Genomic DNA, 22,872 nt, shown 5'->3' with positions numbered 1-22,872 from the left:
GTCATTTCCTCGTATCCAGGATGCTCCCCAGCATGTCGTCCGCCGTCTTCAGCGTGCGCAGATTCGCCTCGAAGCCGCGCTGGGCGATGATCTGGGTGACAGCCTCTTCGCCGAGATCCACGTTCGACAGCTCCACTTGCGCCGGCCCATAGCCGGTGTCTTTCAACACCGCCGGACCGGCCGATGCGTCCTTCTGGACGACCGGCAGCACGCCGCCGATTTCGACTTCGACGAATTCGGTCGTGGATTTCTTGAAGCCGTCCGTATTGACGTTCGCAATGTTATGCGCGCTGACTTCGATCTGTTTGGCGAAGGCGCTCAATCCCGACAGCGCGGTGTGGATGGCGGAGATCATACGACACCTCCCGTTTCTAGAGGCTTCTCGGCCAATGTGGTTGGAGTGTAGCAGAGATCACGGCGCGCGGGCGGCCGTGGCAGCAATCCGTCACAGTGGGCAGAAATCGAAGCGGAGGACTGCAATGGGCTTGGACAGGCACTGGCGCGCGCTGTCCGTTCGGTCACGTTGTGGCTGGTTTCGACGCCCTCGAAACGAACCCCTCAGGTGACGAGGACCGCACAATATCGGTAAGCTAGCGACATGACAACGATCAAGTCGTGCAGCCGCTCCTGGCCTACGGCGACTTCAACTGCCCCTTTTGCTATGCGATGCACGAACGTTTCCACGGCCGCGGGCTGTTGAAGGATGCGGAATGGCGCGGCGTTCAACATGCGCCCCATCTGCCGATTCCACGGCCCGCTGGCACGGTGGGCTGATGGAGAAGCTGCGTCACGAAGTAGCCATGTCACAAGGCTCGCACCCGGTCTGCCGATCGCGGTGCCGTGCGGCAAACCAAACACCAGGCGGGCGATCCAGGTGCAGAAGTCAGGCCGATCGCTCCTTAAACGTCAGTTCGGCCACGGCTGATTTGTCCAGCTCGCCCTTTCCCAGCTCGACAAGCCGGCGATATTGGGTGAGAGTGGCTTGGGCCACGGGGAGATGTAGGCCCGCGTGGGCGGCGAGATCCAAGGCGATGGCGGAATCCTTGGCGGCGTGGGCGGCGGAAAAGTAACAATCGTGCGCCCGCTGCTGCATGTCTTCGCCGTCCGTTTCCAGCACGCGCGAAGCCGCGCCGGTCTGGCTGAAGACTTCGCGCAGCATGGTCAGATCAAGACCGAGAGCATCGCCGAGTCCCAAGCCTTCCGCCAGCGCAGCGGTGTTGCTGTTCATCACCATATTGACGAGCGCTTTCACTTTGGCCGCTTCGCCGGCCGGGCCGATATAACGAACAGTCTTACCGAGTGCGCCGAGGAGAGGCTTGGCCTTTTCGAAGACCTCCGGCTTTCCGCCGCACATCAGATAGAGCGTCCCTTGCCGCGCCTGCGCGATGCTGCTCGCCATGCAGGCCTCCAGGCTCGCGCCTCCGCGCGCCGCCACCAGCCGCTCGATATCCACATGAATCTCGGGCGAGAGCGTCGCGCAGTTGATGAACAGCCGGTCCTGCGCATGGGCCAACAGACTCGTACCGTCGTTTTCCGCGAAGATGCTCCGCATGGCGGCATCGTCCGAGACGACCGTGATGACGATGCCTGACGCTTTCGCCACCTCGGCTGGCGTGTGAGCCGCCTGTGCCTGTAATTCAGAAGCGAGCGAGAGCGCAGCCGGGTGATGGCTGTCATAGAACGCGGTGAGGGCATACCCCTGCTCCTTCAACCGCCGCGCCATATTGGCGCCCATGCGCCCCACGCCGACAAAGCCGATATGCAGTGGTGTCATGACAGTCACTCCCGCGTCACAAAGCTGGAAGGCGTTTCGCCGGGTGGTATGCCGGATCGGTGGAGAATCGTCAAGGGGAGGGGCCGGCTGCATCCTTTTCCGGCATTCCCCGTCTATGGGGGTGAAGGCAATAATGCCCTCATAGCTGCTTGAAAGGAGACCGCCATGAGACCACATCTTTCCCTCGACGTGCGCGACGTGCCCGCTTCGGTGGAGTTCTATCGGAAGATCTTCGGGGTCGCACCGCAGAAGCAAACGAAGGACTACGCCAAGTTCGACTTGACCAGCCCCCCGCTCAATTTCTCGCTCGTCTCCTCGACCGGCCGCGTCAGTACGGTCGACCATCTCGGGATCGAGGTGGAATCCGCCGCCGAGGTGGCCGCCTGGAAGACGCGCCTCCAAACGGCGGGGATCCTGGATCACGTCGAAGAAAACGTCGCCTGCTGCTTTGCCCGCCAGGACAAGGTCTGGTTCTCCGATCCGGACGGCAATGCGTGGGAGATCTTCACGGTCCACGAGCAGCTGGCCGTCGACGGGCCGCTGACGAAGACCGGCTGCTGCGTACCGGAGGCCGATGGACGGGGCGCCAAGACGTGCCAGGCCGGCGCGTGAGGCTCAACTCGTCCGGCCGCACCGATCCCGGCACAGCCGGACATTGCATCGAGACATGGCCGGGCGTAACGTAGCGATCCGGCGAGAGGAATGATGGACGAGCGCGTAGAGGACATCTGGCAGCAGGTCCACGAAGGCCTGCGAGGCTTCATCGCCAAGCGGGTGGGGAACGAGGCGGAGACGGACGACATTCTGCAAGAAGTCTTCGTGCGCGTGCATCGGCACCTCGATCAGCTCAAGGAGCCGGAACGGCTGATCTCCTGGGTGTTCCAAATCACGCGCCACGTCATCGTCGATTACTATCGTTCGCCGGGCCGGCAGCGCGAATTGCCCGTCGGCTTGGCGGACGAGTTGGAAGTGGAAGCCCCGGAGCCCACGGCCGATATGGATTCAACGGCCAAGACAGAACTGTCCGGCTGCCTCCGCCCAATGATCGAGCGGCTGTCGGAGGAGTACCGCCAGGCGATCAGCCTGGTGGAGTTGGAAGGCCTCACCAATCAGCAGGCGGCGGAGCGGTTGGGGCTGTCGGTGCCCGGCATGAAGTCGCGCGTGCAGCGGGGACGCAAGCAACTCAGAAAATTACTCGAAGACTGCTGCGCCATCGAGCTCGACGGCCGCAAAGGCGTCATGGACTTCGAACACCGCCGCCCGGACACGCCGTCGTGCTAGGGGATGGAACTTCTATGCTATGCGGCTTCTAGGATAGCCTTTCGGAGCGATGGAGGAATTGAGCGGACTTTAAGGGGTCAGACCCCTTTGTTGATTATCCGGACGGTGCAGACCCGTCACCAGCCAGATCTCGCCCCGATTCCGAATCGCTTGAACCAGCACTTTGCGGTCGCCGCCAAGGATCGCGTCTGGGCGACCGATTTCACCTTCGTCCCCACGCGATCCTGGATCTGTATTCCCGGCGAAGCCACCGTGAGAAAATGCTCATCCGTCTGCACCGGAAACGACTTGAAGCGCCCTTGGTAGACCGGCCGGTCCCAGAGGTCTTGTGATGCGCATGCCAGCGTTGCGTATGGGTGACCGTGATCCAGCGCAGCACCTCGGAGAGTTCGCCATCGCGGCGGGGCCACAACCAGATGCCAGTGATTGGGCATCAGACAGTAGGCGGCGATCCGGACCTGCATCGCCGCGGCGGCTTGAGTCAATCTTCTCGAAGGCGGCACGTCTGACGGCTGGTTAAACAGCGGGAGTCGCCCCACCCGCCTCTTCTGGACATGCTGTCCCCGATCAAAGGTGTCCGTCAAACCCGGGCCAGCTCATCCCGACCCCATTCCTTTCATTTGCCCGACCCCATGTCATTTGCTGTCCAGAAGGGGACCAAGACCACCCCTCCATCTCTCGCACAATCTGCCGTTTCTGTTAGTCGCAACGTTCCGCAGGCATGTCAAATAAGCTTCTCATAGGCCAGTGGAGGCCAAAATGCCAGGGGTTCATGGGTCTGCTATATTTGTGACGGAATGCTTAGGACATATCTTGGAGCAGTAAGTAGAACGTTCTGTAATGGCATGGTTGACCGGAATCAGTAAGGCAGCAGTGATCGAACTTGACCATCCTGGAGTAATGCGAGCGCGACACTTGCCAACCTAACTGTGCAGCCCTCGATTGAGAACGAGCGTTGCAATGCGAGTGAGAGGAATGCGATGAGTCAAATAGCAACGTCTGTGCCTTCGGAAAACCGGTGGTGGTCTCTCCCAACTTGGGAAGAATTGCTTCTCATGGTGATCTCCTACCGGCGGGTGGTGCTCGGGATCATTGTTGCTATCCTCTTCTTGTATGCCCGGGAACGAATTGAGGAAATGGATGGACGGTTGTTTCAAGCATCCTTTCATGGTGCTCAAGGCCTCGCATACTACCTTACTGGTCACTATGCGAAGGCTGCTACGGCCTACCGTGCCCACTTGCGCGATGGAGGATGGAGACAATGGGACACCGGCGACCACGCGTACAGGGCTTTGCTGCAGGGCGACGTGGCCACAGCCGCTCTCGCAGCGGATCAGCAACTCGCGACTCAGCATGATGACTTATTGGCGTTGTTAACACGTGGTGAAGTGGCATTAGCGCAACGCGACTTCCACGCAGCCTTGCTTCATTTCGACCAGATCCTCGAGCATGACGAAACCCATGCCGACGCACTGCTGTTAACAGCAGTCGCGCATACTTACGCCCAGGCTCCTAATCAGGCCATCGATACCTTGAATCGCCTTTTGCGGAGCAACCGAGTAGAGGCCCGCCTGACAACTTTTCTCTGGACACTGGAGGCTGTCGACGAGCTTCAAGAAGGCACACCAGACGGACTTCGGTGGTGTCTCCTAGCACACTATTACCGGAACCTTCGAATCTATGATCCTTCGAATGCACCTCTCGCCGCGAAGGCCGCGTATCGGGCCATTGAGTTAGGTGGACGCCCCGACGATGCATATGTCACGCTGGGCGTGCTCGAGGATAAACGCGGCGATTATGACCGTGCCTTGAGTTTCTTTCTGCAGGCGATCGACCTGAATTCCCTCAATGCCGAAGCCTTTAGATGGGCGGCCAATATTTATCGTCATCGAGGCAGCGATCTTCTCAATGAGTACCAGATGTGGAAGGGAGCCGTTGAGGCGAGTCCCAAGGACCAGTTGCACCGGGCAAATTTGATCGCGTTTCTCACTGAGCGGTTTGGGGATTATCCCCAGGCTCTTGAGTACGTCAAGGCAGGTCTGAGCGAATCGCCGCAGAACCAGGAGCTGCTGGCCCAAGCGGCCAAACTCCACTTCAACCTTGGTCGTGCCGAGGAGGCGATCGGCTATTACCGCCAGTTACTCACTCTTCAACCCAGAAATCCTGCCTTCTACGAGGCGATCGGCATGAGCCTGGAAACGCTAGAACGTTACGATGAAGCGGCTCAGACCTATCGAATGGCGCTCGCCATTGATCCGGCCCGATCCTATGCCCATCGGGGTCTTGGAAATGTGTACGCAAACCAGAAACGTGTGCAGGAATCAATCGTCGAATATGAAACCGCGATCAGATTGGGGGATAACGATCTGACCCTTAAAACCTATCTGTGCCAGCAATACGTCTACACAGGACAATATCGCCAGGCGGCCACATGTCTAGAGCAGGTCTTAAAACGAGATCCAGATAACAAGGGGGCTCAGCATCTCTATCCCTATGTCAGGAAGGGCCTTGGACACGACGTCTCATGAGCTGGCTAAGCTGGTTGATCCAGTTGTTCCGAAACATGTGGGGACGCCTTACCGTGCAATATGGCATGGGCGCTGCCGCCTGCGGCCTTGGCATTTGGATGCACTATCAGTATCGACTCCAAGGCTCCATGCTGTTTCTCCTTCTACCGGTGGTTGGAGTCATCTTGCTCATCTATGAATTTATTCTCATCGTCAATCAGTTTGCGACGAACCTTCCGCGATGGGATCCCATCCGATCGTTCTTGACGAGAACTGAATGGTCAATCGGGTTGCTTGTCCGACTCTTCGTGTACTCTAGTCTCGTGCTCTATGCCAATGGCACGCTGGACACGACACCGCCGCTCCACCGAGCCGCAGAAATCGATTCAGAGACATGGAAGAAAACGGTGGGGCTACCGAACGCCTGTTCTTGGGTCACGCTGAGGTATCGAGACGACCCCGATCATCCGATGCGGGTCTTGATCACTGAACGAGAGAAGGCCCGACTCTGGGGAGCCCAGCCGGTCAGCGTGAAAATCAAGCGAGGCATGTTTGACATTCCAACCGTCACAGCGATCGAGCAAGACTGGGGCTGGTATGGAACCGAGATTCTTAAGCGGTCCCCGACAGCCACACTTGTCTGGCGAGCCAAGGTCGAATTCGAATTGAAGCATGACCGCTGGGCCGAGGGAATCGAAAGCGGTTGGAGGTACCTGCGGCTGAAACCGGAAGATTGGAAAACAGCGGTGGATATCGGATGGCTATTATTTCAGGGACTCCGCTATCAAGATTCGCTGCCTTTCTTCCAACACGCAGTCCAGCAATATCCGTCCTATAGCACCATGCAGGCTTACGGGACTGCGTTGAACTGGGCCGGCCAGTCAGCCGAGGCCGCTGCGGTGTTGAAGAAATCAATTCCTCTCGATCCGGATAATTGGGAAGCCTATTACCATTTGGGCTATGTGTACGGTGATATGGGCCAATTGGAGGAAGCGATTAGATATTTTGAAGAAACCCTGAAACGACAACCGTACATGCTCGATGCCCGCGCGATGATTGCCAAACACCGGGAAGGCATCGCGCAGCGAGACGCTCTAGCCAAATTTCGGAAGCCGGCTATTCAAGAGCGCACAAGGTGAATAGACTCTCGTCAGGTGGTTGATAAACCCCTTCGCCTTTCTTCGCCGACGTTGTACCGGGTTATAAAAGAAAAAGCCGGCCAGGTTTTGCAACTTGATCGGCCTCTTATAACCCGACAGCGTCCTACTTTCTTTCCCACTGCCTCTCGCCAGCAGTATCATCGGCCTTGGAGGGCTTAACTTCCGTGTTCTAGAACGGGTGTGGCCCCTCCGGAAAAGCCACCGGGAACAATCACAATTGACATGAAGGGGTCAGACTCACTACAGTCCAAAATAATCTGCCCCTCAGTGTCCTCCCCACGAAAATTGTACTTGTTAGACGGCTTGGGTTCCGGTTCTCGGATGAGGTTCCCATGCTGCTGTCCAAGATTACGTCGCGAAGAGCGTTCCTTGCGTGGGTGCCGACGCGCGCAACGGATGTTCAAACGGCGCATCGAGCCATGCCCACAGATTCCGGTACGTCAGCAGGTTAAAGCGGAACAACGCGGCCAGGTTCGAGAGACTCCACGGCCAGGTGAATCGCAGTCTTGCCGCTGACAATATTGTTCATTGCTGCCTAGTTACGCTCAGTATTTTGGCTCCTTCTGCGACGGAAAGCCCCAGCGGCTCGAGGCAGTCATGGCCGACGGACAACCCAGGGTGAGGGGGATTCTTCATACGCATGGTCAGCTCCTAATGGTAGTCAATAAGATCGACATCGTACACGTTGCCATTCTCGGTTCGGAGGAGAAGAGGATAGATCAGATGCCGGCCGCAACCGAAAGCCGGGGTCAGAATTAGCCGATGTCGCTGCTAACACGATTGGGAAACGATACTTCTAGCACCACACATCCGACGTCGGTTTTAAACGGCCCATGAACCTCACCTGGAGGCCGGCTTGCGTAGTGGCCTGCTTCCAGCCACATGTCAAACGCACGGTCGTAAAGACGACCACTGACAATGAACACCTCCTCTGGATAAGAATGACTCTTTCCTCCGAAAGAAGATGTATCCGCCCCGGGAAGAAATCGTGTCAGTCTGGTGTACTCTCCGGTAACTGGATCGGCACTCAGCGTCAATTCCTCCGCAACTCCTTCCAATCCTTTGATTGGAGCCCACCGTTCCTGGTTTTCAGGATTTAGCGGATTCCAGTAAGTGGCGGTTGATTTACCCACGTGTTCCTCCAGCGTCGCTCTTCTCTATTGCGCCCATGCCGTCTAAGGCGTCAAATGGGCCCCGCGCCGAGGTGACATGATCGCACGGATTGTTGGGCTGGACGCATCCATTTGACTGTTAGCCCGCTCCTTCCCCATGGAGATTGCCACCTGGCCACAAGCAACCGGCCCAACCACGTGAGCTTGCGTTTGTGGGGTAGATGGACCAGGTGGACTGATAGAAAAAAGGGGGCATCACGCCGGCACGAACTTCAGTGCAGCGCCGTTGATACAGTAGCGGAGGCCGGTCGGTTTGGGGCCGTCGTTGAAGACGTGGCCTTGGTGTCCTTCGCAGCGGGCGCAGTGGACTTCGATGCGGGTCATGAAAAATTTGGAGTCGGTGCGCGTCTCGATCACTTTGGGGTCGATCGGCTGCCAGAAGCTGGGCCAGCCGGTGCCGCTGTCGAACTTGTGTTCGGAGGAGAAGAGGGGCAGGTCGCAGCCGGCGCAATGGTAGATGCCGGGCTGGTGATTCTCATGGAGCGGATTCGTGAAGGCGCGCTCTGTGTCTTCGTGCCGGAGGACGCGATAGGCCGCCGGCGCCAGCAGCTTTTTCCATTCCTCGTCGCTCTTCACCACTTTCACGATCGGGCCGATGTCGATTTTTGCCGCCATGGTATCCTCCGGGCAAGATGATACTTCGATCAGTCGCGGACCTCGCGCTATCCTTACACAGGAAAAGACAGAGGGGCAAGGTGAGGGACCCCGGCGCGTATCTCCGGGGTCCTTTGATTAGCGCTCAGCGGACGCAGCCACCGGCTCCGGTCGATCCGAATCGGCGTCGTGATTGAAGGCGGCCGGAAGAACTTCTTCGATCCGTTCCACCGGGATGAAGGTCAGGTCTTCCCGCACTTCGATCGGCACATCCTTGAGATCCTTCACATTGGCCTTGGGCAGAATGATCCGCTTGATGCCCGCCCGATGCGCGGCCAGCACCTTTTCCTTGATGCCCCCGACCGGCAGGACGAGCCCGCTCAAGCTGATCTCGCCCGTCATGGCCGTGTCGCTCCGCACGATTTTGCCGACGTAGGCCGAGGCCAGCGCCGTCGCCATGGTGATGCCGGCGGACGGGCCGTCTTTCGGAATCGCGCCGGACGGCACGTGGATGTGGACGCCGTTCCGCTTGAACCGCGAGATATCGAGGCCCATGCTTTCGGCATGCGACCAGAGATAGCTCCGCGCGGCGCGCGCCGACTCCTGCATCACGTCGCCGAGCTGACCGGTGAGGGTCAAGTCATGGCTGCCGGGCAGGAGCGTGGTTTCGATGTAGAGCACGTCGCCGCCGGTCGGCGTCCAGGCCAACCCGGTCGCCACGCCGGGCGGCAATTCTTTTCTGGCCTCTTCCGGCATGAACCGCTCGGACCCGAGCCACTCCGCCAGCATCTCGGGCGTGATGGTCACCGGCGCCCGCTCCTGGCCTTCCGGCAGGTCCGCAAAGGCCAGCGCGACTTTTCTCGTCAAGCGGCCCAACATCTGTTCCAACTGGCGCACGCCGGCTTCCCGCGTGTACCGGCTGATGACGAGATCGAGCACCTCGTCCGGCAGCACGGCTTGCGTCGCATCGAGGCCCGCTTCCTTGAGCCGCCTCGGCCATAGGTAGCGCCGGGCGATCTCGGCCTTCTCCCGCTCGCTGTAGCCCTGGAGCCGGATGATTTCCATCCGGTCCAACAGCGGTTGGCTGATCGTATCCAGCGTGTTCGCCGTCGTGATGAAGAACACCTTCGACAGATCGAACGGCAAATCCAGATAGTGGTCGCGGAATGTGTGGTTCTGCGCCGGGTCGAGGATTTCGAGCAGGGCGGCGGCCGGGTCTCCTCGGAAGTCGCGCCCCATCTTATCGACCTCGTCCAACATCAACACCGGGTTGTTCACGCCCGCCCGGCGCATCGCTTGGATGATGCGGCCCGGCAACGCGCCGACGTACGTGCGGCGATGGCCGCGCAGCTCCGCTTCATCGTGCACACCGCCCAGGCTGAACCGCTCGAACGTCCGTCCCATGGCCCGGGCAATCGATTGGCCCAGGCTCGTCTTGCCGACGCCGGGAGGACCGACCAAGCAGAGAATCGGCGCCTTCGCCGTCGGATTGAGCTTGAGCACGGCCAGGTGCTCGACGATCCGCTCTTTGACTTCCTTGATGCCGTAGTGATCTTCCTCCAATACCTGCCGAACCCTGGACAGGTTGAGGTGTTCTTCGGACGCTTTCTTCCACGGCAGTTCGAGGACCAATTCCAGATAGGTCCGCAAGACCTGATGGTCCGGCGATGACGGCGGAACCTTCCCGAGACGCGTCACCTCGCGCTCGACTTCCTTCCGGATATGGTCCGGGAGGTCGGCTTCCTCGATCTGTTTCTTGAGGTGCGCGATTTCGTTTTCCTCGCCCTCACCCTCGCCCAATTCCTGTTGGATGGCCTTGAGCTGTTCGCGCAGGATGTACTCGCGCTGATTCTTCCCGATCTTGGCCTGTGTATCGCTGGCGATCTTGTCCCGCAGCTGTAGGATTTGGATTTCCTTCGACAGTGCGGCATACAAATCGCGGAGCAAATCGACCGTCGAGGAGCTTTCGAGCAGTTTCTGCTCTTCCGCCACGGTGAGATTGACCATCGACGCGATACGGTAGGCCAAGGCCACCGGGTCCGTCTCGTTCGCGAAGGCCACGCTCGCCTCCTGGATGCCGGGCGCTTGGATGAGCCGGGGCAGCTCCGCCGCCAGCTCCTGAATCGCGCGGTGCAGCGCCTGGAGCTCCGTGCCGCTTCCAGTGGGCCGGTCGAGCAGGCGAACACGGGCACTTAGGTAAGGATCAGTCTGCTCTTCCTTGATCAGCACAACCCGCTCCAACCCCTGCGTGAGCGCGTGAATGGTTCCTTCCGATCCTTGGCCGATCTGCTTGATGATGGCTTTCGTGCCGATTGTATAGAGGTCGGCCGTCCCCGGTTCTTCCGTCTGGGGATCGCGCTGGGCCACCACCACGATCATTTTTTCCTCGGTCTTCATCGCCGCATTCACGGCGGCCATAGAGCGGGGCCGGCCGATCGTCAGCGGCATCATGACACCGGGAAACAACACTGTTCGCTTTATCGGCAATATGGGAAGCGTCAACACCCTCGGTTCGTTCTCCATCGAAAAATCCCTTCTGTGGGCGGTGAAAGCCGCCTTTAGATGGCGGCATGACAACAGAGATAGGCCCGCCGGTGAGCAAGTCAAGCCGGAGCGGAGGTCTTTCGTCGGCGCATGCCGCCTTCGACCATAGGGAAGATGTAGAGCCGGCATTCAAGCCCGCCATTGAAGAGCGGAATCCGGCGCGCGGGGGCCAGACCAATGAGCTTGGGCAAGCGGAGGTCTCCGGTGAACAGACAAACAGTCCAGCCGGCACAGCGATGCTTCATCCAGCGCCCCAACCGAGAGTAGAATTCGTTGAAGTCCTGCTGGTGGCCCATGCGTACCCCATAGGGCGGGTTGGTAAGGATGATCCCGTGCGGTGCGGGTGGCTCGACGTCGAAGAGGTCACGGTGGGAGAGGACGATGTCCTCTTGGACGCCGGCCTGGCTCATATGCTCGCGCGCCGCCTCGATCGCCTTGGCATCCCGATCTGAGGCAGCGATGAGGGTGGGACTGCGGGGTAATTGCTTGGCCGATGATTCTTCGCGGATACGTTTCCAGAGGTCCGATCGAAAATCGTTCAGCTTCTCAAAGGCGAAGGACCGGCCGAGGCCCGGGGCGGTCCGCCTCGCCAGCAGGGCCGCCTCGATCGCGATCGTTCCGCTGCCGCACAGGGGATCGAGCAATGGCTCGGTGCCGCTCCAGCCCGCCAATCGCAAGAGGCCGGCTGCCAGGTTTTCCCGCAGCGGAGCTTCGACGGAGGCGCGGCGATACCCGCGCTTGAATAGAGGCTCACCCGACGTGTCGAGATAGAGCGTGGCGGTGGTCTGATCGAGAAAGGCGTCGATGCGAATGTCCGGCCGGCGGGTATCGACGCTCGGCCGCATTCCGGTCGTCTTCACGAACCGATCACAGACGGCATCCTTGATGCGCAAGGCCAGAAAGTCCAGGCTTTTGAGCGGGCAACGGCGGGCGCTGACCTTGACCTTGATGGTGCGGGAGGCGGCAAACCAGTCTGGCCAGGGCAAGTCATAGGCGGCCTTATAGACGTCCTGCTCTGAGCGATATGGAGCCCGTCCGACCTCGACCAACACGCGGCTGGCGAGGCGGCTTTCCAGATTGGCCCGATAGACCGTTTCCAGCGGTCCGGTAAACGACAGGCCTCCTTCTGTGCGGCTCGTTGCCGCGATGCCCAGGTCTTCCAACTCCCGGCTCAGCACGGCCTCCAGACCCCTGGGGCAGGGTGCAAAGCACCGATAGTTTGTGCTATCCATCCTAGTCATTCCAGGTCACCGAAGCCCATGAAGTTTTGCAGCCACTGCGGCGCCCCGGTCACGCAAAAAATTCCCGCCGGCGACAACCTGCCGCGCCACGTCTGCGAGCAGTGCGACCTGATTCATTACCACAATCCCAAGATCGTCGCCGGCTGTATTGCGGAATGGGAAGGCCAGATCTTATTGTGCCGGCGCGCGATCGAACCTCGGCTGGGACTCTGGACGTTTCCGGCCGGCTTCATGGAGATCGGCGAAAGCACCGAGCAGGCCGCGGCGAGGGAGACGAAGGAGGAAGCCGAGGCGGACGTCGCCATCACATCCTTGTACGCGGTGCTCAGCTTGCCCCACATCGGCCAGGTGTATCTGGTGTTCCGCGGACAGATGACAGCGCCGATTTATAAAGCCGGTTCAGAAAGCCTCGAAGTGAAGCTCTTCCCGCTCTCCGCCATCCCGTGGGACGACATGGCGTTCCCCGTAGTCAAAGACGCACTCGCCCGCTATGCCGCCGACGTTCGACGGGGGCAGTTCCAACTCCATTTGGCAAGCCTCTCCGACCGTATCTAATCCGTTGATCGGCGGTTCAGTTACGGCTTTTGCGGGGCAGGATTCGGTGGATGTCCACGATCTGGTCCGGCCGGTCGATCGAATAGAAGATCCGCCAGTCGCCGACAGCATATTTGCTGAGGCCTGGCAAATCGGCCGAGATCGGTTCGTGGCGCAGATTGTCGACGTTCGAGGCGATCCATTTCGTCTTGTCGAGCAATCGCTGCGCCATCCCGCGGTCGACCAGAGCCAAGTCGTCCACTACGGCCGGGCGATAGGCGATGCGAAACCACGCCATGGGACTACCAGCGCAGGCCGAGCCGCTCCGCCACTTCCTCGCCCGATAGGCGCTCGCGGCTCAGCAACGATTCTTTCAAGCGGGCTTGCAGGTCGGCGCCGAGTGCGCGGCCAAGATCCGGATCGCCGAGAAGCTCCCGCAGCCGGTCATCGACCATGCCCTGCACCAATTCTTTGAGTTGTTCGAAGGTCAGTTGCGACAGGTCCATGAGGCGGAGAATACGAAGGGCTCGGCCTGAAATGCAACTTGAAGAGCAGGATGGCTAAGCGTGGCCGGCTTGGGAGGAGAGCTGCTGGACGATTCGATTGAGTCGTTCCTGCTGCGGGGGGGCGACCGTCAGGAATTCGACGCCGATTCCGGCGGAGCCGGTCCAGCGGACGGCGGCTTTTGTCACGGTAAGGGGCGTGGCCTCTCCGGGAAGCTCCAGGTGGATTTCCAACTGCATGCCGGTGAAAGGTCTGATGATGCTTTCCACCCGGCAGCCCTTCACGGACAGGTCGCGCAACGAACCCGGATAGCGCAATTTGTCGGGTTGAACCAATGTGCCGGAGAACGTCACCGGGAACCGCGGATGCTTGCGAACGACCATGAATCCCTCTCGCGGTGGATGGACGGATACTATTGAAGCAGGCTAGTGGGCGAGGGTGCTCTTGTCAATGAAAAGGCTGATCCCGGCAGCTGGACGAACCACCGTGAGGACGGATTCGTCCGATCGTTTGATTTTGCCCCGCGGGACTCCTACAATGCCGCCGGCCAAGGACCCATTGATATGCCCCGACAAAGCCGCCCCGCCCGCGCCCGCAGGAAGAAGAACGTCGATGCACAGCTTCCTCCTCCTTCGCTGAAGCGGGCGTTCCAGCGGCGGCTTCTGGCCTGGTACCGGGAGCATGGGCGTGATCTTCCCTGGCGCAAGACCTCCGATCCCTATCACATCCTTGTCTCCGAGGTGATGTTGCAGCAGACGCAGGTGGACCGCGTCATTCCCAAGTATCATGAGTTCCTCGAGCGCTATCCCAGCTTCGCCGAACTGGCCGACGCACCCGTGTCCGACGTGAAGAAGACCTGGTATCCGCTGGGCTACAATATCCGCCCTGAGCGGCTGCACAGCATCGCCCGAGAAACCGTGGCGCGCTACGGCGGATCGCTGCCCAACGATGCCGACGAACTGCTGTCGTTCAAAGGCATCGGCCGTTACACCGCCGGGGCGATTCGGTCCTTTGCCTTCAACGAAGACGCGCCCATCCTGGACACCAACGTCATCCGCGTGCTGCATCGGGTCTTCATCGCCGAGGGAGATCCGAAAGCGCAAAAATCCCGGCTGTGGGCGCTCTCCGAATCCTTGATCCCCCGCGGCAAGGGCTACGACTTCAACCAGGGCATCATGGATTTCGGGGCCATGGTCTGCACCGCCCGCGATCCCTACTGTCTGCTGTGTCCGATGAAGTCCATCTGCAAGACCTATCCGTTCGACGCCGGAACCAATGGAAGTTAGAGCGGACGCCATGAAAGTCGTCGAAGTGGCCGCAGGATTGATCCATCACGCCGGACGCTACCTGATCGCACGGAGAAAACCCGGTGTGCATCTGGCGGGATACTGGGAGTTTCCGGGAGGCAAACGGGAGGCCGGCGAATCGTTCGAAGACTGTCTGCGGCGGGAACTGTTCGAGGAACTGAGCGTCCGCATCGACGTGCCGGTTCCGTACCGCATTATCCGGCATGAGTATCCCGAGAAGACGGTGAAGCTGCATTTTTATCGCTGTGCCATCGAAGCGGGACAGGCGGCGCCGATCGAGTGCGCCGAGATCCGGTGGGTGCTGCCGGAAGAATTGCCGCGCTACAAGTTTCCGCCGGCGGACCGGATCATCATCGAAGCGTTGCAACAGGACGGCCGGCCATGAGGGTCGTGCTCGACATCGAAACCGTTCAGGCGCCGAGAGAGGAATGGGCGCGCCTGCTCGGCAAGCAGCCGTGCGGCGAGCGCCTGCTCCCGGAAGGGGATTTGGACCTCTTCACGGTCGGCGCGGCGGAAGAGCAGCGGCAGGCTGAGGATGAGCTCTACGCCAAGTCGGCCTTCGACGGGACCTTCAGCCGGATCGTCTGCATTGGGCTGCTCGAATTCACCGATCAGATGGAAGCGCGCAGCGCCGTAGCCTGGTATGGAAACAACGAGCGGGAGCTGCTGCGGCAATTTTGGACCCGCCTGGCCCAAGACCGCCCCAGCCTGTTCATCACTCATAACGGCCTGGGTTTCGATCTGCCCTTCATCAAGAAACGGTCCATCATTCACCAAGTCAAGCCCAGCCTCGACATCAATTTGGCCAAGTTCCGCACCGAGCCGGTCTATGACACGATGGCGATCTGGAGCAACTGGGATACGCGGGGCTGGGTCAAGCTCGACGTCCTGGCACGCGCGTTACAGGTGGATACGAAATCGGGCAGCGGGGAGCAGGTGGCGGGGATGTGGGAGTTGGGCCAGGGGATCGAGCTGGCCCGCTATTGCTTGCAAGACACCTATGTGACCTATGCCTGCTACTGCCGGATGAATTTCCGCCAGCCTCTGTCCCGCGAAGTCGTATTGCTCCAGCCGGAGCTGATCGATGTCGGATAGCAGGTTGCGGTCTTTCTGAACAGCTGCACGGGTTGCTTCAGCGCAGCGGGCGAGCTTCCGCGGTTTTCTTCTTGGGCGCTTGATGCGTAGACGCCTTGCTGGCCCGCATGGCTTTCAATTCATCGGTCCGCTCCCGCAACTCCCGCTTCATCCATTCGACTTCCTTGCGCAGCATTTTAACTTCGGATTCTTTCAAGGCGGCGCTCTCGCGGGCTTGGCGAAGCTCATCCAGCTTCTTATTCAGCAAGTCGTCGTTCGACATCTCACCGGTCGGTGCCTCGGCGTGCGCTTGCGCGGTGACCGGCAGCGGCCGCATCTGGGCCGGCGCCTCTTGCGCGGCGGACGGCTTGGCTATGGGCGCCATGTGCGGCGCGGCGGGTTTCGGCGCGGTGGCCATCGGGGCCGGTGCCGGCATCTGGCTCCTGGCGAGCGCCTGATAATCGATGGCAATCGACATCCCGCCGGCAGCCCCGGCTGCGTACATCGGAGCCTTCTCGATGCGAGCGGCCTGGCCGGGCATGAAGGAATAGCTCTTCTTGTTCCCCGACGGCGCGATCGTCAGATAAATCGTTCCGCCCTGAACGTACATGGTGCCCGCCGTGGGGCCGGCGCCTGACCCTGCCGATGAAGACACCGTGAAACCGACAATCTGCTCCGGTTTCGCCTGGGATAATCCTTGGGCCAGCAGGGGAGCGAGAAACTCGGCGTCCTCATCGCTGAACACTCTCATCGGCTTGGCGCCACCGGCGGGCAATTTGGCTGATCCGCTCATCGAGTCCTCTCCGAGGACTCCCTTGATGACTTTGATCATCGTCATATGGTCGATCACAGCCGGGTGACTGGCCTCAAAAGCCCAGTCGGCGACTTCCTGCAACTGAACCATGCCTCTCGGACTGGCATGGAGGTTCTGTCCGCCCGAAAACATCGAGCAACCCGCCGCCGCCAGACCCATCGCCACCAACACGCCGCTGAATCGAAGTGCTCGACTGTGGAATGACGGACGCATAGATGTCTCCTTTGTAGAGTCGTGGATGGCGAGGGCGAAGAAGCCGCCGGCTACCAGATGCCGAGCCCCATGAGCACCATGCCCATGAAGAGCCATCCGAGTACGCCGACCGAAATGATCGTCTCGAGTGTCATGCCGGTCTCCGAAGGATTGGAATTCTGCTGTGGTTCGCTTGGCCTCATGTGAAGGGCGGCTTACTTTTTTCTGCGTTCAGCCAAGCGTGCAAGCAAGCTGTATGCCTTTGATATTGGAGCAATACCGGGGCGATGGAATAACGCAAAGCCGGTGGGGTGACGGATGACCGGTGCCGCTCATCTCCATGTGAGCAGAAGCAATCGGCCTATGAGTTCAAAGGGTTAGAAACCGGTTTGTTACATAAGGCATCAAGAATGTCGCAGCACTGGGAGCGCAGGCAACGTTGGAGTGGAGAAGAGGGCGGATCGTCATCCCTGACAGCACGCTGTCAGAAAATGTTCAGCATGGAGGAAAATACGTGCACAAATGTTCTGGCAGTGAGAGGCGGATATTGATCGGAGAATAAGTGGATAGGTCCGGCTATGCCCCGTAGAGGGTCGCGGCATTGGCTGCGACGATCCGCTTGGTCACGAGCCGGCCCGGCACAAAAGGCTCCGGTCCCTTATCCCAGACGACGGTGATGTTGCCGTCGGTCTTTCCCATGCCTTGATTGGCCGAGCGAGCAGCGTCCCCTTCGACCAACACGGCCATGTCACGGCCGATGAAGCCGCGATGGCGTTCCAACGTGATGCGGCGCTGGAGATCCACGAGTCTCGCCACCCGGGCGCCTTTGACCTCTTCCGGCACATCGTCGGGATACTTCCTGGCGGCGATGGTATTCTTCCGTTCGGAGTACTTGAAGATGTAAGCCGAGTCGAACCGCACCCGTTCCATCATGCAATAGGTTTCCAAAAAGTCTTCTTCCGATTCGGAGCAGAAACCGCAAATGATGTCGGTGGTAAGCACGACTTCGGGGATCGACGCGCGAATCCGGTCCACCAACGCCAAATATTCCGCGCCCGTGTACGTGCGGCCCATGAGATCCAGAATACGATCGCTGCCGGCCTGAAGCGGGAGGTGCACATGCTTGCAGACGTTCGGATGGGCGGCGATCACCTCGATGAGCGCCTGCGGAAAGTCCTTCGGATGGGGTGAGGTAAACCGCACCCGCTCGATGCCCGGCTGGTCGGCCACCGCTTCGACCAGCTTGGCAAAGTCCCATTCGTCGAACCGGTACGAGTTCACATTCTGGCCGAGCAGCGTCACTTGCGGAAAGCCGCGGGCCGCCGCATCCTGCGCCTCCGCCAGGATGCCCTGCGGGTCCCGCGAGCGTTCGCGGCCGCGCGTGTAGGGCACGACGCAGAAAGAGCAGAAGTTGTCGCAGCCGCGCATGACGGTGATCCAGGCGTTGACGCCGCTCTCCCGGTCCGGCAGGACGCCCTCGTAAGTTTCGTACTCCGAGAGATCGAGGGCGAAGGCCTTCTGCGAGAAGCCCTGTTCCTGCGACTCGAGCGCCGTGGAGATCAGCTTGGGCAGTTGCCGGTACGCGTCGGGGCCGGCCAGCACGTCCACGAGCGGCTCTTTCTGCGCCAATTCGCTCTTGAGATTTTGGGCCATGCAGCCCAGGACCCCGACGACCAGGGGGCGGTGCTTCTTCAGGCTGCGCATCTCCGACAGGTGAGCATAGACCTTATTATGGGCGTTCTCGCGAATCGCGCAGGTATTCACCAGGACCACGTCGGCCCTCTCCCGGTCCTCCGTGAACGCAAACCCTTCACGTTTGAGCATCGCGCGGACGAGCTCGCTGTCCGATTCGTTCATCTGGCAGCCGAAGGTCTCGATATGAACTATCGGCGTCGATCGTGCGCTCATAGGACCGTCACCGCTCGTCCGGTTGGGTTGGCCGCGGAATGTGCCCGATCGCCCATCGATCGGTGGCGGCGGTGATCGTCACCGGCTTGATGTGATTGTGGAGATCTTCCGTCTCAGCCACGGCAACTCGTGTAAAGTTGGGGGTCGTGCCGCACCGATAACCGTCGTGCAGGCCTTGCTCGAACAACACGGAAGCCGTGATGCCGATCTGTTTATTATGGAAGGCCAGCCGCTTGCGATCGCCGATCTCACGGAGCAGGTCCGCTCTCTTCTTTGTCGCCGCCGCCGCCACGCGGCCGTTCAAACGGAGCGCGGCGGTGCCGGGCCGGGGAGAATAAGAAAAGACGTGCAGGTAAGAGAAGGGCAGGTCCGCCGCCACGGCCGCCGTGTTGGCAAAGGCCGCCTCGGTCTCGCCGGGAAACCCGACCATCAAGTCGGTGCCCAAACCAAGCCCGGGGATCATCCGCATCGCCCGCTCGACCAACGACACATAGGCTTTTACATCATGTTTGCGGTTCATGGCGGTCAGCATGCCGTCGTCGCCGCTCTGCAAGGGGAGATGTAAATAGGGGCACAGTTTGTCGGACGCGGCCATCATGTCCAGGAGCTCATCGGCCACCGTGGTCGGCTCGATGGACGAAATTCGGATGCGAACCAACCCCGGCACGTGTTCGAGGCGGCGCAGCAGGGAACAGAAATCGTGTTCGCCTTGCGAATATTGCCCGATGTTCACGCCGGTCAGGACGATCTCTTTGAACCCGCGAGCCGTGAGTGTCTCCGCCTCGCGCATAACGTCGTCGAGCAGGCGGCTGCGCTCATGACCGCGCGCGAAGGGAATGATGCAGAAGCTGCACATGGCGCTGCAGCCGTCCTGGATCTTCAGCAACGCCCTGGTGGAGTCGGATTCTCCATATTCGGGCAACGCGAAATCCTCGCGCGACATGGCTCGGGAATGGCGGACATCGGGCACGTTTCTTTTTCCGATCTCGTCGATCGGGGGCAGATACGCCGGCAGGTCCATTTTGTATTGATGGCCCACGATGAGATCCACCCCGGCCTGGCGCCGCAAGGCGTCGGCTCCGGTTTGCGCGTAGCAACCGGTCACGGCGACGAAGGCCTGCGGCGAATGTTTGAGCGTCTTGCGGATCAGGTAGCGCGAGGTCCGCTCGGCGTCTTCCGTCACCGAGCAGGTGTTGAGCACCAGTAAGTCGGTCGGCTCGCCGAACGCCACCAGTTGGTATCCCTGCTTGCGCAAGCCCTCGCCCAGAATCGACGTTTCCGCCTGATTCAACCGGCACCCCAGGGTATGCAGCGAAGCGCGTTTCGTCGCCATGGGCGAACATTATAGGGAGGTGCCGAGCAGCCAGGCAAGGTTCGTTGTAGGAGAATCATAAAAAATCCGCGCGCCTCCTTTGATCGGCGCACATCAAGATGGTAGGATTTTGCATCTCCTTCTCGCGCGAGACTACCTTGTCGCTTCGACTCTCCATCCTCCTGTCCGTGCTGATCGTCCTCGCGAGTCCTCATCCGGCCGGATGGACGAAGGACTTGTTGCCCGCCGAACCGGATGTGAGCACAAGAGTCGACGAGCTCTACGACCACGAGGCGCGGCTGTTCTTGATCCTCTACTCGCTGGAAGGCAATGGGAAGGTCGATTATGTGACGGGGCGTCTGGTACAGGAATACGCCCGGAGCAATTACGGCAATCCGGTCTACCAAACGGAAGCGCAGCCGCTCTTTTACTGGTGGAACCACACGATGTGGAACGATCCCGAGCAGGACGGCGTGAACGGCAACGAACGCGTCTATCAGGAGGGGGTGGAGTTCGACATCTCCCGCTACAAGCCCTGTCTCTTCAACGGCCAGCCCTGCTGACACCGCAGTCGTCATCCTCATTTTTCGGCAGATAAGTAGTTTCTGTGAGACAGCCTTTCTCGGTGGTGGTATTCTGTCGCGCGTAATGACCGCCTATCGCCAGAGGGTGTCTCCTTGACCGCACCGGCTTCCCGCCTCGGTTTCTTGCTGCAACAGCGACTCGCCGTCATGCTGCCGCTGGGCTTCGCCTCCGGCCTTCCCTTGGCGCTGACCGCCGGCACGCTGCAAGCCTGGCTGACCGCCGAAGGCGTCGAGCTCAAGACGATCGGCCTGTTCACGCTGGTCGGGCTCCCCTATACCCTCAAGTTCCTCTGGGCGCCCGTGATCGATCGCATCGTGCCTCCATGGCTCGGCCGCAGGCGCGGGTGGATGGTGGCGACCCAGCTTTGCGTGGCGATCGCGTTGGTGCTCATGGCCGTGACGAATCCACGCCTGCAGCCGGAACGGCTGGCGGCCCTCGCGTTGCTCGTGGCGTTTCTCTCCGCTTCGTTGGACATCGTGTTCGATGCCTATCGAACCGAGACGCTGGAGCCGCGCGAGCGGGGCCTGGGCGCCGCGATATGGGTGAACGGGTACCGTCTCGCCTTGCTGGTGGCCGGCGCCGGTTCGTTCCTGCTGGCCGACTGGATCGGTTGGTCCATGACCTACCTGACGATGGCGGCGATCATGGCGGCCGGGCTGTCGGCGGTGATCGTCAGTCCGGAACCGACCGTCACGGCCGATCCTCCTCGCAGCCTGGCCGAAGCGGTGGGTGCTCCCTTGAGCGAATTTTTTGGGCGGCCGCAGGCCCTGGCGTTTCTCGCCGTGATCGTCCTGTACAAATTGGGCGATGCCTTCGCCTCTTCGTTGCAGACCGCCTTTCTCCTCGGCGGTATGGGGTTCTCGGCGACCGAGGTCGGGTCGGTCAAGGGCATGGGAATCGCCGCGACGCTGCTCGGCGCCCTCATAGGAGGCCTGATGATGACCAAACGACCTTTGGTGCACTCGCTCCTGGCGTTCGGCGTGCTGCAGGCCCTGTCGAATCTCGGCTTCGTGCTGTTGGCTCTGGTCGGGAAGAGCACCGTGATGCTATTGGCCGCCGTCGTCATTGAAAATCTGACGGGCGGGATGGGGACGGCGGCCTTTGTCGCCCTCGTCATGTCGCTCTGCGATCCGCGCTACACGGCGACCCAGTTTGCACTCTTGTCTTCGTTGGAAGCCTTAGGGCGCGTCTTCGCCGGCCGCCCGTCGGCTGATCTGGTGGAGGCGGTGGGGTGGGCGCAGTTCTTCTTCTGGACCTTCATCATCGCGCTGCCGGGACTGTGGGTCGTCTGGCGGCTCCGCGCGCGGTTGCCTGCCGCCCAGGGCGAGGCCCTCGCGCTGCACCAAACGGCGTAGGCGCGGGCAGCGGACAATCAGCCGATGCGCCGCTGGAGAAACAACACGAAGAGCATGAGGGTCGGCAGCGGGGCGAAGAGAAACGGCAGCAGCCAGAGCCAGACATTTTTCCCGCGAACCCGTGCTTGATCGATCATCCAGACGAAGAGCCAGACCAGGAGGCCGGCGTAGTTCAGCGCCATCCACCGGGTGGTGTGGATCTTGAGGCCGCTGGTACTGTCCGGCGTTCCCTGTAAGAGGAAGACCCCGAGGAGCAGCACAAACGCGGCCAGCAACACAACGACCAGTTTCTTACTCCAGACGTACATACGGCGCCTCCTCGCTGAAGGAATATGGGTACCGACGGCACGGTCGGGTAGCGGGCGCTAGGCTAATCGGGCACCCGGTGATTGTCAAACGAGATCAGGCCCCCAAGGTCCTATGGCGTGGAGCATGTCTATGACGCTTCTCCGGCTCATGCTTCTCGTGATAGCCCTCCTCGGCGCGATTGCGTTGGCGTTCACGAATCCGACCACCGACGACTACCTCCGTTTTCTGGACCGGGAGCTGGCTCAGGCCCTGGACAAGATGGACCGGCAGACGCCGACGAGAGAACAGCAGTTCATCCGGCAGGTCTTCCGGGCACAGAGCAAGCAGTTGCTGGAGACCGTGGTGCGGCCGCAGACCACCAGAGGAAATTGGGGGCTGTTCAGCCGCTTCGAGACGCGCATCGCCGAGACGGAGGTAGTGGTGCTCGGCCTCGCCGGCCGATTCATCCCTGTCCATGGGCTTGAAGAGGCCACGCTTAAGATCGGACGGCTGGCGTTTTAACCCCCCATCATCGACAGCCCGGCATCCCTCGGACCCTTCCCTCCTGTGGATAACTGCCTTTCCGGCGACGCGATTCCGCCGCTGGATTCTATCCGCAGCTATCCACAGGTTTTCCAGCCATTCCACAGCGGAGCCACAATATTTGGTATTGACAAAAAACATGGATAGCTATATGTAGTCTCCCCGCAGCTGGTCCGGATTCAT

26 protein-coding genes and 1 rRNA gene are annotated in these 22,872 nt (G+C 60.5%); 12 read left to right on the top strand and 15 right to left on the bottom strand.

Going from position 1 to position 22,872, the window contains the following annotated elements:
• Position 1: 1 nt before the first annotated feature.
• The gene (locus NITMOv2_RS10760) at positions 2–355 is read right to left on the bottom strand and encodes a flagellar basal body rod protein FlgC (protein WP_053379868.1); all 354 of its coding nucleotides are present in this window, start codon (positions 353–355) and stop codon (positions 2–4) included.
• 260 nt (positions 356–615) lie between these two features.
• On the opposite strand from NITMOv2_RS10760, the gene NITMOv2_RS23880 reads away from it, so the two are divergent.
• Entirely contained in the window at positions 616–774 is a 159-nt protein-coding gene (locus NITMOv2_RS23880; protein WP_187299430.1) for a hypothetical protein, read from the top strand.
• Between the two features lie 109 nt (positions 775–883).
• Here the strand turns inward: NITMOv2_RS23880 and NITMOv2_RS10750 are convergent, their stop codons facing one another.
• Entirely contained in the window at positions 884–1,774 is an 891-nt protein-coding gene (locus NITMOv2_RS10750) for an NAD(P)-dependent oxidoreductase (protein WP_083447935.1), read from the bottom strand.
• Positions 1,775–1,939: 165 nt separating this feature from the next.
• Here NITMOv2_RS10750 and NITMOv2_RS10745 point away from each other — a divergent pair, with 165 nt between their 5' ends.
• From NITMOv2_RS10745 to NITMOv2_RS10725, 4 genes are all read left to right on the top strand, one after another.
• A complete protein-coding gene (locus NITMOv2_RS10745; RefSeq protein ID WP_053379866.1) occupies positions 1,940–2,386 on the top strand; it encodes an ArsI/CadI family heavy metal resistance metalloenzyme in 447 nt (148 codons plus the stop codon).
• Positions 2,387–2,476: 90 nt separating this feature from the next.
• Positions 2,477–3,055: an RNA polymerase sigma factor SigZ gene (gene sigZ, locus NITMOv2_RS10740; protein ID WP_083447934.1), complete on the top strand. Its 579-nt coding sequence runs from the start codon at positions 2,477–2,479 to the stop codon at positions 3,053–3,055.
• A 1,055-nt stretch (positions 3,056–4,110) separates the two neighbouring features.
• Entirely contained in the window at positions 4,111–5,583 is a 1,473-nt protein-coding gene (locus tag NITMOv2_RS10730) for a tetratricopeptide repeat protein (protein WP_053379863.1), read from the top strand.
• The gene (locus NITMOv2_RS10725) at positions 5,580–6,701 is read left to right on the top strand and encodes a tetratricopeptide repeat protein (protein ID WP_053379862.1); all 1,122 of its coding nucleotides are present in this window, start codon (positions 5,580–5,582) and stop codon (positions 6,699–6,701) included. Before NITMOv2_RS10730 ends, NITMOv2_RS10725 begins: the two co-directional genes overlap by 4 nt.
• A gap of 111 nt (positions 6,702–6,812) precedes the next feature.
• Here NITMOv2_RS10725 and rrf read toward each other — a convergent pair.
• The 5 genes from rrf to NITMOv2_RS10705 form a co-directional block, all read right to left on the bottom strand.
• A 5S ribosomal RNA gene (gene rrf / locus NITMOv2_RS10720) occupies positions 6,813–6,928 on the bottom strand.
• A gap of 549 nt (positions 6,929–7,477) precedes the next feature.
• Positions 7,478–7,855, bottom strand: coding sequence for a cupin domain-containing protein (locus tag NITMOv2_RS22720; protein ID WP_083447932.1), 378 nt, complete (start codon positions 7,853–7,855; stop codon positions 7,478–7,480).
• A gap of 234 nt (positions 7,856–8,089) precedes the next feature.
• Complete coding sequence (gene msrB / locus NITMOv2_RS10715) at positions 8,090–8,509, bottom strand: peptide-methionine (R)-S-oxide reductase MsrB (RefSeq protein ID WP_053379861.1); 420 nt, start codon at positions 8,507–8,509, stop codon at positions 8,090–8,092.
• Between the two features lie 117 nt (positions 8,510–8,626).
• On the bottom strand, positions 8,627–11,011 hold the full coding sequence (gene lon, locus NITMOv2_RS10710) for an endopeptidase La (RefSeq protein ID WP_053379860.1): 2,385 nt from the start codon (positions 11,009–11,011) through the stop codon (positions 8,627–8,629).
• 80 nt (positions 11,012–11,091) lie between these two features.
• Positions 11,092–12,264 (bottom strand): THUMP domain-containing class I SAM-dependent RNA methyltransferase, encoded by a 1,173-nt coding sequence (locus tag NITMOv2_RS10705; protein ID WP_053379859.1) that lies wholly within the window; start codon positions 12,262–12,264, stop codon positions 11,092–11,094.
• A gap of 27 nt (positions 12,265–12,291) precedes the next feature.
• On the opposite strand from NITMOv2_RS10705, the gene NITMOv2_RS10700 reads away from it, so the two are divergent.
• Complete coding sequence (locus NITMOv2_RS10700; RefSeq protein ID WP_053379858.1) at positions 12,292–12,828, top strand: NUDIX hydrolase; 537 nt, start codon at positions 12,292–12,294, stop codon at positions 12,826–12,828.
• Positions 12,829–12,844: 16 nt separating this feature from the next.
• On the opposite strand, the gene NITMOv2_RS10695 is transcribed toward NITMOv2_RS10700, so the two are convergent.
• Genes NITMOv2_RS10695 through NITMOv2_RS10685 form a run of 3 tightly spaced genes read right to left on the bottom strand, consistent with a single transcriptional unit; the run spans position 12,845 to position 13,694 of the window.
• Positions 12,845–13,105, bottom strand: a complete 261-nt coding sequence (locus tag NITMOv2_RS10695) for a type II toxin-antitoxin system RelE family toxin (RefSeq protein WP_053379857.1) — start codon at positions 13,103–13,105, stop codon at positions 12,845–12,847.
• A gap of 4 nt (positions 13,106–13,109) precedes the next feature.
• The gene (locus NITMOv2_RS10690) at positions 13,110–13,313 is read right to left on the bottom strand and encodes a hypothetical protein (protein ID WP_053379856.1); all 204 of its coding nucleotides are present in this window, start codon (positions 13,311–13,313) and stop codon (positions 13,110–13,112) included.
• A gap of 54 nt (positions 13,314–13,367) precedes the next feature.
• Positions 13,368–13,694 (bottom strand): PilZ domain-containing protein, encoded by a 327-nt coding sequence (locus NITMOv2_RS10685; RefSeq protein ID WP_053379855.1) that lies wholly within the window; start codon positions 13,692–13,694, stop codon positions 13,368–13,370.
• 180 nt (positions 13,695–13,874) lie between these two features.
• Here NITMOv2_RS10685 and NITMOv2_RS10680 point away from each other — a divergent pair, with 180 nt between their 5' ends.
• The 3 genes from NITMOv2_RS10680 to NITMOv2_RS10670 are packed head-to-tail and all read left to right on the top strand — an operon-like array spanning position 13,875 to position 15,713.
• Complete coding sequence (locus tag NITMOv2_RS10680; protein WP_053382058.1) at positions 13,875–14,597, top strand: A/G-specific adenine glycosylase; 723 nt, start codon at positions 13,875–13,877, stop codon at positions 14,595–14,597.
• Positions 14,598–14,607: 10 nt separating this feature from the next.
• Positions 14,608–15,003, top strand: coding sequence for a (deoxy)nucleoside triphosphate pyrophosphohydrolase (locus NITMOv2_RS10675; RefSeq protein WP_053379854.1), 396 nt, complete (start codon positions 14,608–14,610; stop codon positions 15,001–15,003).
• The gene (locus NITMOv2_RS10670) at positions 15,000–15,713 is read left to right on the top strand and encodes a 3'-5' exonuclease (protein WP_053379853.1); all 714 of its coding nucleotides are present in this window, start codon (positions 15,000–15,002) and stop codon (positions 15,711–15,713) included. The genes NITMOv2_RS10675 and NITMOv2_RS10670 overlap by 4 nt, the downstream gene beginning before the upstream one ends.
• 37 nt (positions 15,714–15,750) lie before the next feature.
• On the opposite strand, the gene NITMOv2_RS10665 is transcribed toward NITMOv2_RS10670, so the two are convergent.
• The 4 genes from NITMOv2_RS10665 to mtaB all read right to left on the bottom strand — a co-directional run bounded on the left by NITMOv2_RS10665 (position 15,751) and on the right by mtaB (position 19,939).
• On the bottom strand, positions 15,751–16,719 hold the full coding sequence (locus NITMOv2_RS10665) for a hypothetical protein (RefSeq protein WP_053379852.1): 969 nt from the start codon (positions 16,717–16,719) through the stop codon (positions 15,751–15,753).
• A 50-nt stretch (positions 16,720–16,769) separates the two neighbouring features.
• The gene (locus tag NITMOv2_RS24670) at positions 16,770–16,901 is read right to left on the bottom strand and encodes a hypothetical protein (protein WP_274519517.1); all 132 of its coding nucleotides are present in this window, start codon (positions 16,899–16,901) and stop codon (positions 16,770–16,772) included.
• Between the two features lie 373 nt (positions 16,902–17,274).
• Complete coding sequence (gene miaB / locus NITMOv2_RS10660; protein ID WP_053379851.1) at positions 17,275–18,606, bottom strand: tRNA (N6-isopentenyl adenosine(37)-C2)-methylthiotransferase MiaB; 1,332 nt, start codon at positions 18,604–18,606, stop codon at positions 17,275–17,277.
• 7 nt (positions 18,607–18,613) lie between these two features.
• On the bottom strand, positions 18,614–19,939 hold the full coding sequence (gene mtaB, locus NITMOv2_RS10655) for a tRNA (N(6)-L-threonylcarbamoyladenosine(37)-C(2))-methylthiotransferase MtaB (protein ID WP_053379850.1): 1,326 nt from the start codon (positions 19,937–19,939) through the stop codon (positions 18,614–18,616).
• Positions 19,940–20,076: 137 nt separating this feature from the next.
• On the opposite strand from mtaB, the gene NITMOv2_RS10650 reads away from it, so the two are divergent.
• The gene (locus NITMOv2_RS10650) at positions 20,077–20,481 is read left to right on the top strand and encodes a hypothetical protein (RefSeq protein WP_238590510.1); all 405 of its coding nucleotides are present in this window, start codon (positions 20,077–20,079) and stop codon (positions 20,479–20,481) included.
• Between the two features lie 114 nt (positions 20,482–20,595).
• The gene (locus tag NITMOv2_RS10645; protein ID WP_053379848.1) at positions 20,596–21,858 is read left to right on the top strand and encodes an AmpG family muropeptide MFS transporter; all 1,263 of its coding nucleotides are present in this window, start codon (positions 20,596–20,598) and stop codon (positions 21,856–21,858) included.
• A gap of 17 nt (positions 21,859–21,875) precedes the next feature.
• Here NITMOv2_RS10645 and NITMOv2_RS10640 read toward each other — a convergent pair whose 3' ends face one another.
• Positions 21,876–22,166 carry a hypothetical protein gene (locus NITMOv2_RS10640; RefSeq protein ID WP_053379847.1) on the bottom strand — a complete coding sequence of 97 codons (291 nt, stop codon included), beginning with the start codon at positions 22,164–22,166 and terminating at the stop codon, positions 21,876–21,878.
• A gap of 130 nt (positions 22,167–22,296) precedes the next feature.
• On the opposite strand from NITMOv2_RS10640, the gene NITMOv2_RS10635 reads away from it, so the two are divergent.
• The gene (locus NITMOv2_RS10635) at positions 22,297–22,668 is read left to right on the top strand and encodes a DUF4359 domain-containing protein (RefSeq protein ID WP_053379846.1); all 372 of its coding nucleotides are present in this window, start codon (positions 22,297–22,299) and stop codon (positions 22,666–22,668) included.
• The last annotated feature ends 204 nt before the right edge of the window (positions 22,669–22,872 follow it).

Origin of the sequence: Nitrospira moscoviensis, from assembly GCF_001273775.1 — a bacterium.
Taxonomy (GTDB): Bacteria; Nitrospirota; Nitrospiria; order Nitrospirales; family Nitrospiraceae; genus Nitrospira_D; species Nitrospira_D moscoviensis.
This window is presented reverse-complemented; position numbering and strand designations above follow the sequence as displayed.